General features: G+C 67.2%; 14 protein-coding genes. 5 read left to right on the forward strand and 9 right to left on the reverse strand.

Annotated elements, in window-relative coordinates; translation table 11 throughout:
• Positions 1-27: 27 nt before the first annotated feature.
• On the reverse strand, positions 28-1245 hold the full coding sequence (locus AC5RU7_RS03875; RefSeq protein WP_494051132.1) for an MFS transporter: 1218 nt from the start codon (positions 1243-1245) through the stop codon (positions 28-30).
• 153 nt (positions 1246-1398) lie between these two features.
• Here AC5RU7_RS03875 and AC5RU7_RS03880 point away from each other — a divergent pair, with 153 nt between their 5' ends.
• Positions 1399-1743 carry a thioredoxin domain-containing protein gene (locus tag AC5RU7_RS03880; protein ID WP_494051133.1) on the forward strand — a complete coding sequence of 115 codons (345 nt, stop codon included), beginning with the start codon at positions 1399-1401 and terminating at the stop codon, positions 1741-1743.
• Here AC5RU7_RS03880 and AC5RU7_RS03885 read toward each other — a convergent pair.
• Complete coding sequence (locus tag AC5RU7_RS03885; protein ID WP_494051134.1) at positions 1665-3557, reverse strand: hypothetical protein; 1893 nt, start codon at positions 3555-3557, stop codon at positions 1665-1667. The genes AC5RU7_RS03880 and AC5RU7_RS03885 overlap by 79 nt on opposite strands.
• Positions 3558-3563: 6 nt before the next feature.
• Between AC5RU7_RS03885 and AC5RU7_RS03890 the strand changes: the two genes are divergently transcribed.
• Positions 3564-4094: a hypothetical protein gene (locus AC5RU7_RS03890; protein ID WP_494051135.1), complete on the forward strand. Its 531-nt coding sequence runs from the start codon at positions 3564-3566 to the stop codon at positions 4092-4094.
• 197 nt (positions 4095-4291) lie between these two features.
• On the opposite strand, the gene AC5RU7_RS03895 is transcribed toward AC5RU7_RS03890, so the two are convergent.
• Together AC5RU7_RS03895 and AC5RU7_RS03900 are read right to left on the reverse strand one after the other, a co-directional pair.
• Positions 4292-6076, reverse strand: a complete 1785-nt coding sequence (locus AC5RU7_RS03895) for an EAL domain-containing protein (protein WP_494051136.1) — start codon at positions 6074-6076, stop codon at positions 4292-4294.
• The gene (locus tag AC5RU7_RS03900) at positions 6073-6909 is read right to left on the reverse strand and encodes an alpha/beta fold hydrolase (RefSeq protein WP_494051137.1); all 837 of its coding nucleotides are present in this window, start codon (positions 6907-6909) and stop codon (positions 6073-6075) included. The genes AC5RU7_RS03895 and AC5RU7_RS03900 overlap by 4 nt, the downstream gene beginning before the upstream one ends.
• Before the next feature lie 151 nt (positions 6910-7060).
• Between AC5RU7_RS03900 and AC5RU7_RS03905 the strand changes: the two genes are divergently transcribed.
• Complete coding sequence (locus AC5RU7_RS03905; protein WP_494051138.1) at positions 7061-7387, forward strand: ArsR/SmtB family transcription factor; 327 nt, start codon at positions 7061-7063, stop codon at positions 7385-7387.
• Positions 7384-8016, forward strand: coding sequence for a cation diffusion facilitator family transporter (locus AC5RU7_RS03910; RefSeq protein ID WP_494051139.1), 633 nt, complete (start codon positions 7384-7386; stop codon positions 8014-8016). Before AC5RU7_RS03905 ends, AC5RU7_RS03910 begins: the two co-directional genes overlap by 4 nt.
• Before the next feature lie 107 nt (positions 8017-8123).
• On the opposite strand, the gene AC5RU7_RS03915 is transcribed toward AC5RU7_RS03910, so the two are convergent.
• From AC5RU7_RS03915 to aztB, 5 genes are all read right to left on the reverse strand, one after another.
• Entirely contained in the window at positions 8124-8663 is a 540-nt protein-coding gene (locus AC5RU7_RS03915) for a dihydrofolate reductase family protein (RefSeq protein WP_494051140.1), read from the reverse strand.
• A 224-nt stretch (positions 8664-8887) separates the two neighbouring features.
• Positions 8888-10102 carry a zinc metallochaperone AztD gene (gene aztD, locus AC5RU7_RS03920; protein WP_494051141.1) on the reverse strand — a complete coding sequence of 405 codons (1215 nt, stop codon included), beginning with the start codon at positions 10100-10102 and terminating at the stop codon, positions 8888-8890.
• 34 nt (positions 10103-10136) lie between these two features.
• Positions 10137-11075, reverse strand: a complete 939-nt coding sequence (gene aztC / locus AC5RU7_RS03925) for a zinc ABC transporter substrate-binding protein AztC (protein WP_494051142.1) — start codon at positions 11073-11075, stop codon at positions 10137-10139.
• Positions 11072-12277 (reverse strand): YncE family protein, encoded by a 1206-nt coding sequence (locus AC5RU7_RS03930; protein ID WP_494051143.1) that lies wholly within the window; start codon positions 12275-12277, stop codon positions 11072-11074. The genes aztC and AC5RU7_RS03930 overlap by 4 nt, the downstream gene beginning before the upstream one ends.
• Positions 12258-13157 (reverse strand): zinc ABC transporter permease AztB, encoded by a 900-nt coding sequence (aztB, locus tag AC5RU7_RS03935; RefSeq protein ID WP_494051144.1) that lies wholly within the window; start codon positions 13155-13157, stop codon positions 12258-12260. Before aztB ends, AC5RU7_RS03930 begins: the two co-directional genes overlap by 20 nt.
• Positions 13158-13180: 23 nt before the next feature.
• On the opposite strand from aztB, the gene aztA reads away from it, so the two are divergent.
• Positions 13181-13861, forward strand: coding sequence for a zinc ABC transporter ATP-binding protein AztA (gene aztA, locus AC5RU7_RS03940; RefSeq protein WP_494051145.1), 681 nt, complete (start codon positions 13181-13183; stop codon positions 13859-13861).
• Positions 13862-14248 lie beyond the last annotated feature (387 nt).

Raw genomic sequence — 14248 nt, forward strand, 5'->3', positions numbered from 1 at the left:
TTTAGCCACCTCAAGTGATAGGGCAAGTCAGTAGTTGCGGCGGTGCTTCAGGCGGGGAATCACGACGGCGAACACGGCTGCCGCCGCGAACCCCAGGATGCCCGTGGCCGAGATTCCGGCGCCCAGCGAGGCCAGGGCCGTCACCCCGGACAGGAGCACTGGCCCGCCGGTGGAGCCGGCGTCAGCCATGAATCGCCACAACCCCAGGAACTGGCCCCTGCCGCGGTCGGGTGAGAAGTCGGCGCCAAGGGTCATCACCAGTCCGGAGCTGATGCCGTTGCCGAAACCGATCAGCAGCGCCGCGAGCAGCAGCCCCACGAAGGATCCGGTGAGCGGAATCAGCAGCAGCGCCATGCCCATGAGCAGGGTTGACGGGACGGCTACGAACTGCCGGCCCCTGCGGTCCATGAGCTTGCCTGCCGGGTAGAACACCAGCATGTCGATGGCCCCGGACAGCCCGTAGATCAAGGAAGCGGAGGTGGCGTCCATGCCCAGGTGGTCCGCCCACAGCGGGATCACCACCTGCCGGGAGGAACGCAGCGCGCTCAGCAGCAGGATGCCCACGCCCAGCGAAAGGAAGACCCCCGCGTGGGATACCGCCATGCTGCGGAGCGTGGGCTGGGGACCGGCCGTCGCGCCGTCGTGCGTTTCCGCCGCGGCCAGGTCCGGGATGGTGAGGGACAGCAGCGCCGCGGCCGCCATCGCCACCACGCCCACCCAGTACGCGCCGCCGATGCCGGCGAACTGCATCACGGCTGCGCCCAGGAACGGGCCTATGAACACACCGATCCGGTTGACCCCGCCCAGGGTGGACAGCGCCCGCGCGCGGAATTCCACCGGCACCGCCTCGGTGAGGTACTTCTGCCGTGCCAGGCCAAAGACGCTGCCGGTCATGCCGACGACGGCCATCGCCGCCGCGAGCAGCCACAGCCCGCTGGGCACCACGTAGGACAACCCGCCTGCGGCCATTGCCGCGGCGGCGGCGACGGCGGCACCCACGATGGACCATCGCTCACCGAATTTGAGGGTCACCAGGGAGGCGGGCAGGTTGAAAAGCCACGAACCGAGCCCCATCAGGGTGACAATCAGGGCTGCGATGGCAACGGATGCGCCGAGGTCCCGGGCCGTCAACGCCACCACCGGAAGGATGGCCCCCTGCCCGATCCCGAAGAGGAGCGTGGGCCCAAAAGCGGCAACCGCAATGCTGCGAAGGCTGAAGGGCTGGGGGTCGTCCGGGGAAGTCATCGGATTCATCCTATGGCGGCGCCGCTGTGCGAATTTCCCCGCTGCCGTTCCCCCACATCCACCAAAATTCGGGGGTCACAAACGGCCTGCACAGGAGTAGCGTTCGCCTTATGGGGCGCTGATCCGCGCCCATAGCCAAGGGGAGGTCATCTGATGGGTGAAGTGTGGATCCGAACGCTCGGCAACGGGCTGGTCCGGGCAGCAAGAGTCACCGAAATTTCATCCACCCGGGGATCACTCCACGAGGACCAGGGGTACTCCCTGAAAGTCATCGTGGACGGGAAAGGCCACGTCCTGATCGACGACGCCGAACTTCAGGGCAGCCTGGCTGAGCGGCTGGAGTACGCCCGCCGCATGGAGGACGCCCTGCTGCTCGCCATGGACGAGGCCCGCGCCAGCGACGCCTCCGTGGTGATCTCCTACGAGCCCGAACGCGAGCGCTGGTCTTCAGCGCCGGTGGCGGAGTTAAGCGGCAGGCTTCCCGAGGTAGTCGGCTGACCCTGCCGTAAACCCGCGGTCGGGGAACCCTGGGCCCGAAAATCTGATGTCCGTGCCGGCAGCCCGCTGATGCTGGTGCGGGTGAAGCACAGCGCCCAGAGTGCGACAACCAGCACCACCACCAGGACCCACGGCAGGTCCGGCCAGGCGAGCATGAACGGCACCGCCACCGCCACCACGGTCACAATCAGCAGGTACCAGGCGACGTACCACCATGGGTTTGCCGGCCGGTTGCGCGCGGGGTCGCTTGATTGCCGGACGGACGGTTTCCGCCTGCGCTGAAGCCGGTTGTGCAGCACTCCCCACGCCGGCCCGTTCAGGAGTCCCACCAGTACACCGGCGAACACGGCCGTGGTCACCGCCAGCACGCCCCAGCTCTGCCAGTGCCCCCAGTGGTAGGAAGGGCCGGAACACAGCCAGGAGGACCACCATGGGTCCTGGCCGGCCCCGGGCGGGCCGCATTGCACCAGGTTCCGCGCCCACCCCTGGGAGCCCAGCCAGGCCAGGGCCGCCGGGGCGCTGAGCCCTGCGGTGAGTACCGAGAGAAGCCGCGTCACGCCCAGGCTCTTGACCATGACGCGGTGCGGACGGAGGCGCCGGTCGCCGTCGAGCCCCCGCAGGGCAAGACCGTGAGGGTCGGAGGGCGGGTCCAGGATCAGCCGTGCCAGCGGATCCAGCACCTCCACCCTGTTGCTGGAGTAGACGATGTGGTCATAGATCAGGGCGGACCGGTTATAGACCGGATGCTCCTCCGGGCCGGGGCCGCCGTCGCCCGCGGTGTCCCGGGCATAGATCTTGCCGAAGACGGGCAGTCTGCCGTTGGCGTGGGTTGAAATGGGGCCTGCCGGCACGAAGTCGAACTTGCCCCACACATTGATCCACCGGGGCCGGTCCGGGTTCGCCAGCCAGTCGGTCACTGGGTCCTCCCCCGTTCCACCGCCCCACTGGGCGTACCCCAGCAGGTCGAGCCCGCTGCCCACACTGACGAAGTTTGTGGCCCGCGCCTGGTTCTGGAACAGGACCTGCCCGGTGATCGCGGCACCCTGGCTGTGCGCCACCACCGTCACCTGCGTCCCGCCGTCGTGGTCCCAGCGCTGCAGCGTGTCCACCACCCGCTGCCGCATCGCGGCCGCCTGCAGGGGCTTGCGCTTCCACACCTGGGGATCGCCCAGGAATTCGGCGAACAGGGAGACGATCTTGCCGATCCACCGGCCCGGCCCGGGAATCCAGGCCAGGACAATGGTCAGCAGCAGCACCACCAGCACGGCCAGCAGGATGAAGAACCCGGCACACGCCGCCAGGAAGGTCAGGATCGCCTGCCGCAGCCGGGCACCCAGCCATGCGAGGCTGGCCCGCCGCCGGCCCGGATGAAGGTTCCACCTGATCAGCTGCAGGGACCTTTTGTACACCCGCAGTGCGGTGCGCAGGGCCCAGGAGTACGTGGACGCGGCCGACGCCGGTTCGAAGTCCCTGCCCCAGGACGCCTCGGTCATGAGCACCGTAAGGTAGTCCGGCTTTGCGCCGGCATAGCCGCGCAGCACCTTCACCCATACCTCGGGTGCATCGCCCACTGCGTTGGCTTTGGTGATCACCAGGTGCGGGTGCGGGGCGTTCGGCGCCATGTCCAGGGAAAGATCATGGAGGCTGAGCATCAGCGGCTGAGCCCACTCCTGCAGCGTCCCGCCTTTCAGGGCCCGGCCCATGCCGTGGACAAACACCACCGCGTGGTCCGGGCGGGTCCGGGCATGTTCGCCGGCACCGCCGCTGCTATCCGTGTTCGCGTCCCCCAGGCCGTCGCTTGCGCGCTTGCCCATGGGCTAATGATGGACCTGCACCCGGCGGGAAGGAAGCTTCGAAGCTGGCGCGGCGCCACCGGCGGAACTCTGCGTCATGAAACAACAGTCGATGTAATAAACATCCTCATGTTGCGTGCGTCACATTCTGCCCCTACTCTGGATGAGGCTGATGCAAACGGCCATAGCAAGAAGCTGCAGCGTCGCAGCCAATGCCGGGGAAGGCTTTACATTTTGAACTCAAAGCTCAACATTGTTGTCCGTATCGATCTCGACCAAGCACGAGCCAAGGTGATTGCAAAGGGGCATATCACCGTCCATAGCGTCAACGCCCTTTATGTAGTGGCAAAGCGGGCCAATTCCCTTCGGGAAGGCCTGGATCTGGAACTGGATATCTCACATGCCCGTGTTGATGACGCGGCGCTTGAGATGCTCCGGACCTCATCGGAGACGCATCATCTTCCAACCCTGATCGATCCGCAGCAGGCACCGTGCACCATCAGCGTGCTGGCGCCGCGCAGGAAGGCCGCCGTTCCGGCAGCCGCAATGGCCGCATAGGCCACCGCCAAGGCAACTCCCAGCGCCCAGTACGGGGCCCCAGAGCCTGCCACCTCAACCTTCGATTTACAGTCTTTCGCCCTGCCCTCCACCACGGTTGTACCCGCCTATCCGGGTAGCCGTGCCGGGCAGGGCGAAATAGTGAAAACTTTACTTTTCCCTCCTGATGTCCGGCCGCCCGAGATCAGAAGGGATGATCAGGCACTGACCGGCCGGCCGCCCCGGTTGGCTTGCAGCCATTCCTCCAGGAGCGGGGCCGGCAGCGGGCGGGCGAACAGATACCCCTGCGCAAGGTCACAGCCCATGGCCCTCAGCGCCTGCTCCTGCCCGGACGTCTCCACGCCTTCGGCAACGGCACGGATGCCCACAGCGTGGGCCAGGTCGATGCAGCTGCCCACGATGGCGGAGTCACCGGAGTCCGATCCGAGTCCCGCGATGAAGGACATGTCGATCTTCAGTTCGTTGATGGGGAACTTCTTCAGGTACGTCAGGCTTGAATAGCCCGTACCAAAGTCGTCAACAGCCAGGCCGACACCCAGGTTCTTCAGGGCGGTCAGCGACTCAAGCGCGGCGGCCGGATCGGACATCAGAGCCGTTTCCGTAATTTCCAGCTGCAGGAGCGCCGGATCCAACGTCCAGAGCTGAAGGGCGCCCTTCACTTCATCCACCAGTTCGGGATCATTGAGCTGCCGGGCGGAAAGGTTGACGGCGAATTCCAGGTCCGCGTTCCGGGGGTCCTGCCGCAAGGCTGCAGCCTGCTTCAGCGTCTCGTTCAGCACCCAGGCACCCAGGGGGCGCACCAGCCCTGATTCCTCGGCCATGGTGATGAATTCCGACGGCGGCAGCAGCCCGCGCGTGGGGTGCTGCCACCGGACCAGGGCCTCCACGCCGCTGGCGGCGCCGGTCCGCAGGTCAATTTGGGGCTGGTAGTGCACCCGGAGGGCGCCGTCCCTGATGCCCCGGCGCAGTTCACCCAGTGCGCGGAGCCGGTCCACGGTGGGATCCGTTTCGGCGGGCTCGTGCAACTCCCACCGGCCGCGCCCCCGCTCCTTGGCCCGGTACATGGCGATGTCCGCGCGGCGGATCAAGTCTTCCAGCGTTTCATCCGTGTTGTCCGCCACCGCAATCCCGATGCTCGCGGACGTTACGATTTCCAGGCCCTCAATCTGCATCGGCGCCCGAAGGACATCCAGCAGGCCGGCGGCCAGTGCCACGGCCTCCGGGGTCTCGACGGCGGTCCGCACCACCAGGAATTCGTCACCGGAGAGCCGGGCAATGGTGCCCGTTCCCGAAACCGCGGCCCGCAGCCGCTCCGCCACGGCCATCAGCAGCTCATCCCCCGCCGAGTGCCCCAGGCTGTCGTTGACGGCTTTGAAGTGGTCCAGGTCCAAAAACAGGACGGCCAGCGTCGCCTTGCCCCTGCCGTCCAGGAAAGGCTCGAGCGCCATTCTCAGCCCTGCGCGGTTGGGAAGTCCGGTCAGGGAGTCGTGCAGGGCGAGCCGCTGCAGTTCCTTCTCCGCCTGTCCCCGTCTGGCCTCGGATTCCTCTGCGGCCCGGAGGGCGGCGACCAGTTCCTTTTCGAACATCCTGCGTTCATGGGCGCTGAAGATGATGACGCGGACACTGGCGGGTTCCTGCCCGGAGCCGGGAATCCGCTGTGCCGAGAGCAGCGCGGCGCGGCGTTCGCCGCCGGCGTCGATGATCTCCACCGCTATCTCCGACACTGAGCCGTTGATGCCCAGCTGCGGTATGCAGTGGGTTGAGTAGAGAATCTGGTCACCCACGGGCATGAGGTCCTGCAGCCTGCGGCCGAGAAGGTCGGGACGGGCGAAACCGGTCCACCGCACAAAGGTGTCGTTGACCGCGGTGATGCTGCCGCCGTCGTCCGTTACCAGGTATCCGCACGGCGCCTGGTGGAACAGCGCCTCAAAGTCGTCCGGCGTTTTGTCGTGGCCCGCGGGCGGGCCTGGGGCGTCCGTCACGGGCGGGACTCAAGGTATCTCAGGATGGCGCGGGCCGTGTCCTCGGGAGCACTGACATGCGGGCAGTGGCCGGTTGCCGTCAGTTGCACCAGTGTGCTCTGCCCCAGGTGCCGGTGCACGTAGGCGCCCACCTCCTGCGGTGCGAGCAGGTCATCGGAACATTGCAGGATCAGGCACTCGGAGCCGGCCTTGTCCAGCACCGGCCGGCTGTCGGAGAGGAAGGTGACCCGGGCGAAATGCCGCGCGATTGAAGGGTTGGTGCGGCAGAAGCTGCTCCGGAGTTCCTCCGCAAGCTCCGGGGCGTCCGGGTTGCCCATGGCCATCGGCGCGAGGGCTTCGGCCCAGGCAACGTAGTTGCTGTCCAGCGAGGCGAGCAGGCCCTCGATGTCCTCCTCGGAAAACCCGCCCACGTACCCGTCGGCGGCGTCGTTCGTGTAGCGGGGCGACGGGGCAACCAGGACCAGCCGGGAGAACCTGTCCGGTTCCCGGACGGCGGCGATCAGCGCGATCATGGCGCTCACACTGTGGGCCACCAGGATGACGTCCTGCAGGTCCAGGGCGGCGCAGATTTCCAGCAGGTCTTCGGCATAGCCGTCCAGGGTCCCGTATTTGTCGCGATCATAGGCGTCCACATCGGAGCGGCCCGCTCCCACATGGTCGAAGAGCACCAGGCGGTAGTCATCGGCGAAGTAGGGCAGCAGCCGCCGCCACATGTCCTGGTCGCAGCCGTAGCCGTGGGCGAACATCATGACGGGCCCGTCTGCGCGCCCGGAGACTGTGATGTTGTTCCGGCGGATCAGCTGCGACGCTGCCTCGGTTGCTGCTGTGACCATCCGTACCGGCCCCCAGGGTTAGTAAGCAGGGTGATTTCCTACCTCAGATAGTAGCGGCGGGAGAAAGTGAAACTCACAATTGTTGAAGGTTGTGGCTCTCGTGCTGAATACAGCTGGACCTGAATACATCCCTCGCTGTACATTCGCTGGCATGGAAACGCTGACGCATGCACCGGTCCTGGCGCGCTTCGGGTACGCGGTGTCCGACCCCACCCGGGCCCGGATCCTGTTGGCCCTGGCCGACGGCCCCGCCTACCCTTCCGACCTCGCCGAGTCACTGGGCGTGTCCCGCCAGAGCATGTCCAACCACCTGACCTGCCTGCGCGGCTGCGGCCTGGTGGTGGCGGTCCCGGACGGGCGAAGGACCAGGTACGAACTGGCAGACGGCCGTCTGGGCCACGCCATCCGCGACCTGCTGGGCGTGGTGCTGGCTGTTGATCCAGCCTGCTGCGCCCCGGACGGGACGTGCACGTCATGAGCGGCCTCCAGCTGTCACCGGCGCCCGCCCGGCGCGCGGTCCTCACCCGGCGCATCCGGTTCCTCGCGGCAGCCACCATCACCTACAACATCATTGAGGCCTCCGTTGCGCTGTGGGCCGGCGGCATCGCAGGCTCTGCGGCGCTGATCGGGTTTGGGCTGGATTCCGTGATCGAGGTGGCGTCCGCCGTCGCACTTTCCTGGCAGTTCGCCTCGAAGGACCCGGAGCGCCGTGAGCACCTGACCCTGCGGATCATCGCGCTGTCCTTCTTTGCCCTCGCCGCGTTCGTCTCCTTCGACGCCGTCCGAGCCCTGCTCAGCAACGAACCAGCTGAGCATTCGACGCCGGGACTCATCATCGCCGCATTGAGCCTGGCCGTGATGCCGGTGCTGTCCTGGCTGCAGCGCCGGGCCGGCCGCGAACTGGGATCCAGGACGGCTGTTGCCGACTCCAAGCAGACACTGCTGTGCACCTATCTCTCGGCCGTCCTCTTGGTGGGCCTGGTCCTGAACAGCACGCTCGGCTGGTGGTGGACCGATTCCGTAGCGGCCCTGGCCATCGCGGGCATCGCCGCCCGGGAGGGCATCAACGCGTGGCGGGGCGAGGCCTGCTGCGCCGGCTGCGCCTGACCTGCCTTCTGGATACGCCCGCTCACTTGTGGCGCCTCCTGGACGGACGCCCGCTCACTTGTGGCGCCTCCCGTACGGACGCCCGCTCCATATGCGCGCCCCTACCCTCAGGCGGCGCCGGCCCGGAGGCGGTAGTTCAGCAGCACGATGCCCGAGGGATAGGGCCGGCACTCCGCCAGTTCCAGCCTTGTCCATTGGCCGAGGCTGCCGAAGAACGGGACGCCGCCACCCAGGATGACCGGGATGACCGCAATCCCCAGCTCATCCAGCAGCCCGGCCTCGATGAACTCCGTTACGAGCTGGCCGCCGCCATAGACACAAATATCCTTGTCTGCCGGAAGCGTGGCCTTCAGCCGGGCCACCAGGTCGCCCGGGTCGCCACTGAACAGGTGTGTGTTCTTGGGTGTGGCAAGGGTTTCGTCATGCGTGACCACGTAGGTGGGGACGGCGGAGCCCCCCACGCCCATGCCGGCCACCTCACGGTAAGTGTTGGCGCCCATGACGTAGGCGCCCGTGCGCTGCTCCGTGGCCGCGAAACCATAGTCCTCAGTCTTCGACATGGCGTCATTCAGCCACGACAGGTTCCCGCTGGCCGAGCGGATGTACCCGTCGAGGCTTGCTGCCATTCCGCCGAACACAATGGTCACATCTGCAGACGCTAGGCACTGCTGCCTTCACGGTCAAGAGGACAAGCATTGCGGCGTTGTGATACTCCGCCGGCTCCCCTGCCTGCGTCTTCAGGCCAACGCCCGCTCACCTTGCTCCAGGAGACTGAAATTAAAGGTGAGCGGGCGTCCGCGGGAAATCCGCCATAAGTGAGAGGGCGTCACGGGCGGGTTTAGGCGCGAAAGGTGAGAGAGCGTCGCAGGGGTCAGCCGGTGACGCCGGTCAGCTCGTTCGGGGTGTCCTCCAGCGTGCCGGTTCCAGTGACCTTGCCGGACTCGATGTCCACCGCGTGGATGCTGTTGGTCTTCGGGTCCGTGATGAAGGCCGTGTGGCCGTTGACGAAAATCGTGGGCCGAGGCTCCTGCCATTTCAAGGGCTCCTCCCAGGCCGGGATGACCGGGAAGCTGTTGGTCACCTTCGCCGTTTCCGGGTCGATCACGTGCAGGGCACCGTCCGTGCCGAGCACCAGGGCCTCGCCGTGCGGACCGCGGGCCAGGGAGCGGAAGCTGTAGCTGGTGCCCAGGTCTACCAGCGTCAGGGACTTGGATTCGGTGTTGATCAGCGAGATCTGCTCAGGCCGCTCCAGTTCCGCGTCCTTGTCCTGCTTGTAGTCGCCCAGGGTCACCGGAGACTCGTCCGAGCCGGCCTGGTTGCCGATACGGCCGTACTCGGTGGGGCTGTCCAGCTTGGTGATGGCGCCGTCGGCGTAAATGAGGACGCCGGTCTGGCAGCCGATCACCACAGCTTCCCCGGCCGCGGTTGCTTCGCCGTGGACGCCGGGGCAGTCCTCATTGCGGGTGGTTTCCTTGCCGTCCTTGTCCAGTACCACAATGCCGGGGCGTTCTTTGTCGTTCCCCAGCGTGAGGACCAGTTCGCCGTTGGAGAGTTCGACGGCGACCCCGTGGTGGGCTTCTTCCGCCCGGTGGGTTTCAACCTCCGGCTGCCCCGAGGCAAGATCGTCGGATTCGAAGACGGTCACCTCTCCGGTGCCGTCGCTGAAGAGGATGGTCTTGCCCTCGTGCCGGACCACGTGTCCGGGCTTGCTGGTGGGGAACTCGATGTCCGTCATGGCCGGGTCCTGGGCGAAGTGCTTGCCGCCGTCGGACCAGACACCGGTGTCCAGGACTTCGAAGCCCTTGGCCGTGGAGATGATGACGTGGCGCCCGTCGCCGGCCGGGTTGATCCGGTTGAAGCCCTCGATGGGAAAGTCGCCGAGCACCTCGAAGGTTTCGGGATCCAGGACCTGGACGCCGCCGTCGTACGTGGTGACAATCCGCGGGGTGGCCGCGTCAACGGTCGCGGCAGCCGAGGCGGAGGATGCTGTGCTTCCGGCCGGGGTGGCGCCGGCGCAGCCGGTGAGCAGCAGGCCGGCGGCGGCCAGTGCAGCGAGCAGGCGTACGGGCGGGATGCGATGTTGCATGGAGTTTCCTTTTCGTCAGGGGTGCGGGTGGGACTTACGACAGTGCCTTGGTGATGCTTTCGGTGTTTGCACGCATCATGTCCAGGTAGGTGACGCCGCCGGAATCTGCGGCCCCCAGCGATTCGGTGAACAGCGGGACCACGGCGATGTCCAGGCCCGCTTCGGCGGCAAGGACCTGGGCCAGCCGCTCCGGCTGGGAGGAGTCGGCGAAAATGGCCACCACGCCGGCGGAGCGGATCTTGCCGGTGAGGTCGTTTAGGTCCGCGGAACTCGGCGAGGCCAACGTGGTGCCACTCGGAATCACGGCGCCGATTACCTCGAACCCGAACCGCTGGGCCAGGTAGCCGAAGACGTGGTGGTTGGTGATGAGCTTCCGCTTGGCGGGGCTGATGCCGGCGAAGCTGGCCTCCATGGACGCCTCGAGCTCGTGGAGCTGCTGCACATACGCGGCGGTGTGCGAGTGCACGGTCTCCGCGTCAACGCCGTCTACATGCTCCAGCACGCTGCCGGCAATTGCCTCGGCAGCCTTTGCCACCCGGGAAGGGTCGGTCCAGAAATGCGGGTCCTCCGCGCCGCCGCCACCTTGGCGGGATCCATCAGCGTCGCCGTGCGTGAACGTCAAAGGTTCGACGGCGTCCATCGCCACCACAGTCGGCACGCCTTCAGCCGTGGCTGCTTCCACGTGGTTAAGGACCCCCTCCTCCAGGCCGCCACCGTTATGGACGATCAGGTCCGCGTTCTCGATTACCGCAGCCTGCTTGGCGGAGATGCCGAACGAGTGCGGATCGGCATTGGCTTCCATCAGCACCACCACTTCCGCCTGGTCCCCCACCAGGTTGCGGGTGATGTCGCCCAGGATGTTGGTGGTGACCACCACTGTGGGCCTTTGGGCGGCGACTGCGGAACATCCGCTGAGCGCAAGGCAAAGCACCACAAGTGCGCTGGCAAACCGTGCCAGGACGCCGCGCCTCACAGCCCGGTCTCCATCACGAGGCCGGCGGCAGGCACCTCGAAGGTCCGGGCGATGCGGAGCCCGTCCGCGTAGTCGATCTCGTGGACGACAGAAAGGGCGGGGTCGCTGACGTAGGCGCGGGAGGCGTCAATGAGCAGCTGCGGGACCGCGCTCCCGGCCGGCGCCTCAAGCAGGGGAACCTGGGCGGCCACCTCGCCGGTGGCGGGGTTCAGGGTGAGGAGGGAACCGTCGGCGCCGACCGCCAGCACCCGCTTCCTGTCACCAACAGCCGAGGCTGCGGCAACCGGGACCGGGGAGGCCAGGTGGGTCCAGGTCCGCTTGGACACGTCCAGGTGCCAAACCCCGTCCTCCCCTGCAGGCCCGGCAAGTTCGTTCGAGCCCGGACGGTGCCCAAGGCTCGTCGCGGGCGGATGGCCGGCGCCGCCGTCGGGATATGGAATCCTCTCGACAGCGAAGGCGCCATCTTCCTCGGTGATCAGCAGGGCACCGTCAGAGCAGGCGAACACCACCCCAACACGGGTGGCGGCGTAGCCCGACAGGCCCGCGCAGTCCTGTGCGCCGAGCACGGTGTGGTCCTCCGCGTCACGGACTTCCACCCCGCCTGCCGCGGAACCGGAAGCAACAGTTGCCAGGAAGTGCCCTTCGTACGGCACCACGATGCCGTCATGCGGAGTGCTGGTTATCCGTGCAGACTCCGCCACGGTGCCGGCGTCAAGGTCCTTGTGCCTGTACACGGAGGCGTAGCCGCCGGATGTTGAGAAGACCGTGATGGATGTGCCGTCTCCGGCCATTGCCCCGGCCTCCGGCACCGCCAGGGTTCCAACCAGGCCGGGTTCGGCGCTGTAGTAGTGCACATGGTCTCCGTGGTCCACGGTCCAGGCCCCGGTATCGAAGACCTGCACGCCGTCCGCCGTGGTGAGCAGGGCGTAGCGGCCGTCCTGGTAGGCGGCGTCGATGCGGCCGTGGCTGCCGGCGTCGGACGTTTTCCCGGTGAGCAGGGAGAGCAGCTGCCCCTCCCCCGTTTCCCGGTTGAAGGTGAGCAGGCCGGTCTGCGGCTCAGGGTTTTCCTGCGCCCCGGCGACGTAGCCGTGCGGGGTGGCGGTTTCGTCCGGCTGCGGTTCGGCGCCGGTCGGGGCGCACGCGGACAGCAGCAGTGGAAGGCCGAGCAGGAGGGCGGACAGTTTAGGCGTGGTGCGGGGCACGGGGAAGCGGTTCCATTTCTAGCGAGGGGAATGGTTCGACGGCGGGCGCAGGCCCGGTGCCAGGCTTGCGGCGGACTGCGGCGCGGGCCAGGGCGGAGACGAAGTAGGACAGGGCGGCCACCAGGGCGATGGTGGCGCCGGCGGCAGTGGATGCGTACCAGGAGATCCAGAGGCCAGCCACAACACTGGCGGCGCCAATGAGGGAGCCGAGGATCATCACGGTCCTGATGGACGTGGCCCAGACCAGCGCGGCGGCGGGCGGGGCGATGAGCAGCCCGAACACCAACAGCGTCCCCACCACCTGGAAGGACGAGGCGACGGCCAGGGTGACCAGGCAAAGCAGCACGAAGTGGGTCAGCCGGGGACGCAACCCCAGGCTGGCGGCCTTCTGCGGGTTGAACGCCGCCGCCAGGAAGGCCCGGTGGAACACGGCCGCAAGCGCCAGGACCACGAGGCCGACGACGGCGAGCACAAGGATGTCATCCGTTCCGACGGCCAGGACGTCGCCGAACAAAGTCCCGGTGAGGTCCACGGCGAAGGAGCCGGAGGCAGACACGATGATTACGCCGGTGGAGAGCATGATGACGAACAGCAGGCCGATGGCGGTGTCCTGCGAGATGCGCCGGTTCCGGGTAATCGCGGAGACACCGGCCGCCGTCGCCGCCGCGCTAAGGGCCGCGCCCACGATCAGGTTTCCGCCCACCAGCGCCGCAATGGCAATGCCGGGCAGCAGTCCGTGGGACATGGCATCGCCCAGGAACGCCATGCCGCGCACCACCACCCAGGTTCCGACGACGGCGCACACCACCGCCACCAGGCCGCCGCCCAGGAGGGCGCGCTGCACGAATGAGGCATTCAGGGGATCAAGTAACCATTCCATCGCGGTTCATCGTACAGTATTAAATGAGACTCATTCGCAACAAGAAAGGCGGCGCCGTGCAGACGCTGACACTCAGCGGAGTGGGGTTTGCGTACCCCGACAGGCAGGTGCTGGAGGACGTGTCGCTGGCCCTCGCGCCGGGAACCCACACGGTCCTGACAGGCCGGAATGGATCCGGGAAGTCAACGCTGCTGGCCCTGGCGGCCGGGGTCCTCAAGCCTGGGCGGGGCACGGTGCAGGCCGCCGCCCGTCCGGCGTTCGTCATCCAGCACACCAGGATGCCCGAGTCCATGCCGTGCACCGTCCGCCAGGCAGTGGAGATGGGACGGTGGCCGCACCGGCGCGGACTGCTCCCCCTGCTGCGGACTGACCGGCAGAAGGTGTCCGACGCCATGGAACGGATGGGAATTGCGGACCTGGCAGGCCGGCAGCTGCAGGAGCTCTCCGGCGGGCAGCGGCAGCGGACCCTGATTGCCCAGGGGCTGGCGCAGGAGTCACCCATCCTGATCCTCGATGAGCCGACGGCGGGGCTGGACAGCAGGGCGCACGGGCTGATCCGCACGGCTGTCCAGGATGAGCTGCGGCGCGGGGTGACCGTGCTGGAATCGAGCCACGACGCCGGGGACATCGGCCGGGCGGACAGGGTGGTGATGCTCGACGGCGGCCGGGTCGCCGCGGATTCGCAGGCGGGCCAAGGCCGTTAAGGAAAGTATCCGCCGGCGCCCCGGGGGAGGCGCCGGCGGACGTTTTGAGACCTCGGCATGATTCCCGTTGACTGTCCCCCCAGCCCGGCTGGCCGGGCAGTGCCGCACACTGCTACACGGCGTGCCAATACTGTCGCCCCTGCTCCTCAAGAAAGGGTCAAGGCGAGCGCAAGACTTTGCGATTTCTGCGCCCTGCCCGACCGCCCGCGTTTTTCCGCGTGCAGTATAGGGACATCGATTGGGAAAACCCCGGTATGTTTCGGATGTGCCTCCGGCAATGAGGAACAAACCCGGGAATCAGCGGTGTCAGTCCTAGGCCCGGGAGCAAAATTGGCGAACTTTCCATTTCTTCGTAAGAACATGCGTGGCAGACACTCCAGGGGTTCC

Source organism: Arthrobacter sp. K410C (assembly GCF_059090105.1).

Excerpts from the sequence above, each read along its gene's own strand:
- aztB (WP_494051144.1), bottom strand. The coding sequence starts at position 13,157 with ATGGAATGGTTACTTGATCCCCTGAATGCCTCATTCGTGCAGCGCGCC.
- AC5RU7_RS03880 (WP_494051133.1), top strand. The coding sequence starts at position 1,399 with ATGGGTGAAGTGTGGATCCGAACGCTCGGCAACGGGCTGGTCCGGGCA.
- AC5RU7_RS03910 (WP_494051139.1), top strand. The coding sequence starts at position 7,384 with ATGAGCGGCCTCCAGCTGTCACCGGCGCCCGCCCGGCGCGCGGTCCTC.
- AC5RU7_RS03905 (WP_494051138.1), top strand. The coding sequence starts at position 7,061 with ATGGAAACGCTGACGCATGCACCGGTCCTGGCGCGCTTCGGGTACGCG.
- aztA (WP_494051145.1), top strand. The coding sequence starts at position 13,181 with ATGAGACTCATTCGCAACAAGAAAGGCGGCGCCGTGCAGACGCTGACA.
- AC5RU7_RS03885 (WP_494051134.1), bottom strand. The coding sequence starts at position 3,557 with ATGGGCAAGCGCGCAAGCGACGGCCTGGGGGACGCGAACACGGATAGC.
- AC5RU7_RS03890 (WP_494051135.1), top strand. The coding sequence starts at position 3,564 with ATGATGGACCTGCACCCGGCGGGAAGGAAGCTTCGAAGCTGGCGCGGC.
- AC5RU7_RS03875 (WP_494051132.1), bottom strand. The coding sequence starts at position 1,245 with ATGACTTCCCCGGACGACCCCCAGCCCTTCAGCCTTCGCAGCATTGCG.
- AC5RU7_RS03900 (WP_494051137.1), bottom strand. The coding sequence starts at position 6,909 with ATGGTCACAGCAGCAACCGAGGCAGCGTCGCAGCTGATCCGCCGGAAC.
- aztD (WP_494051141.1), bottom strand. The coding sequence starts at position 10,102 with ATGCAACATCGCATCCCGCCCGTACGCCTGCTCGCTGCACTGGCCGCC.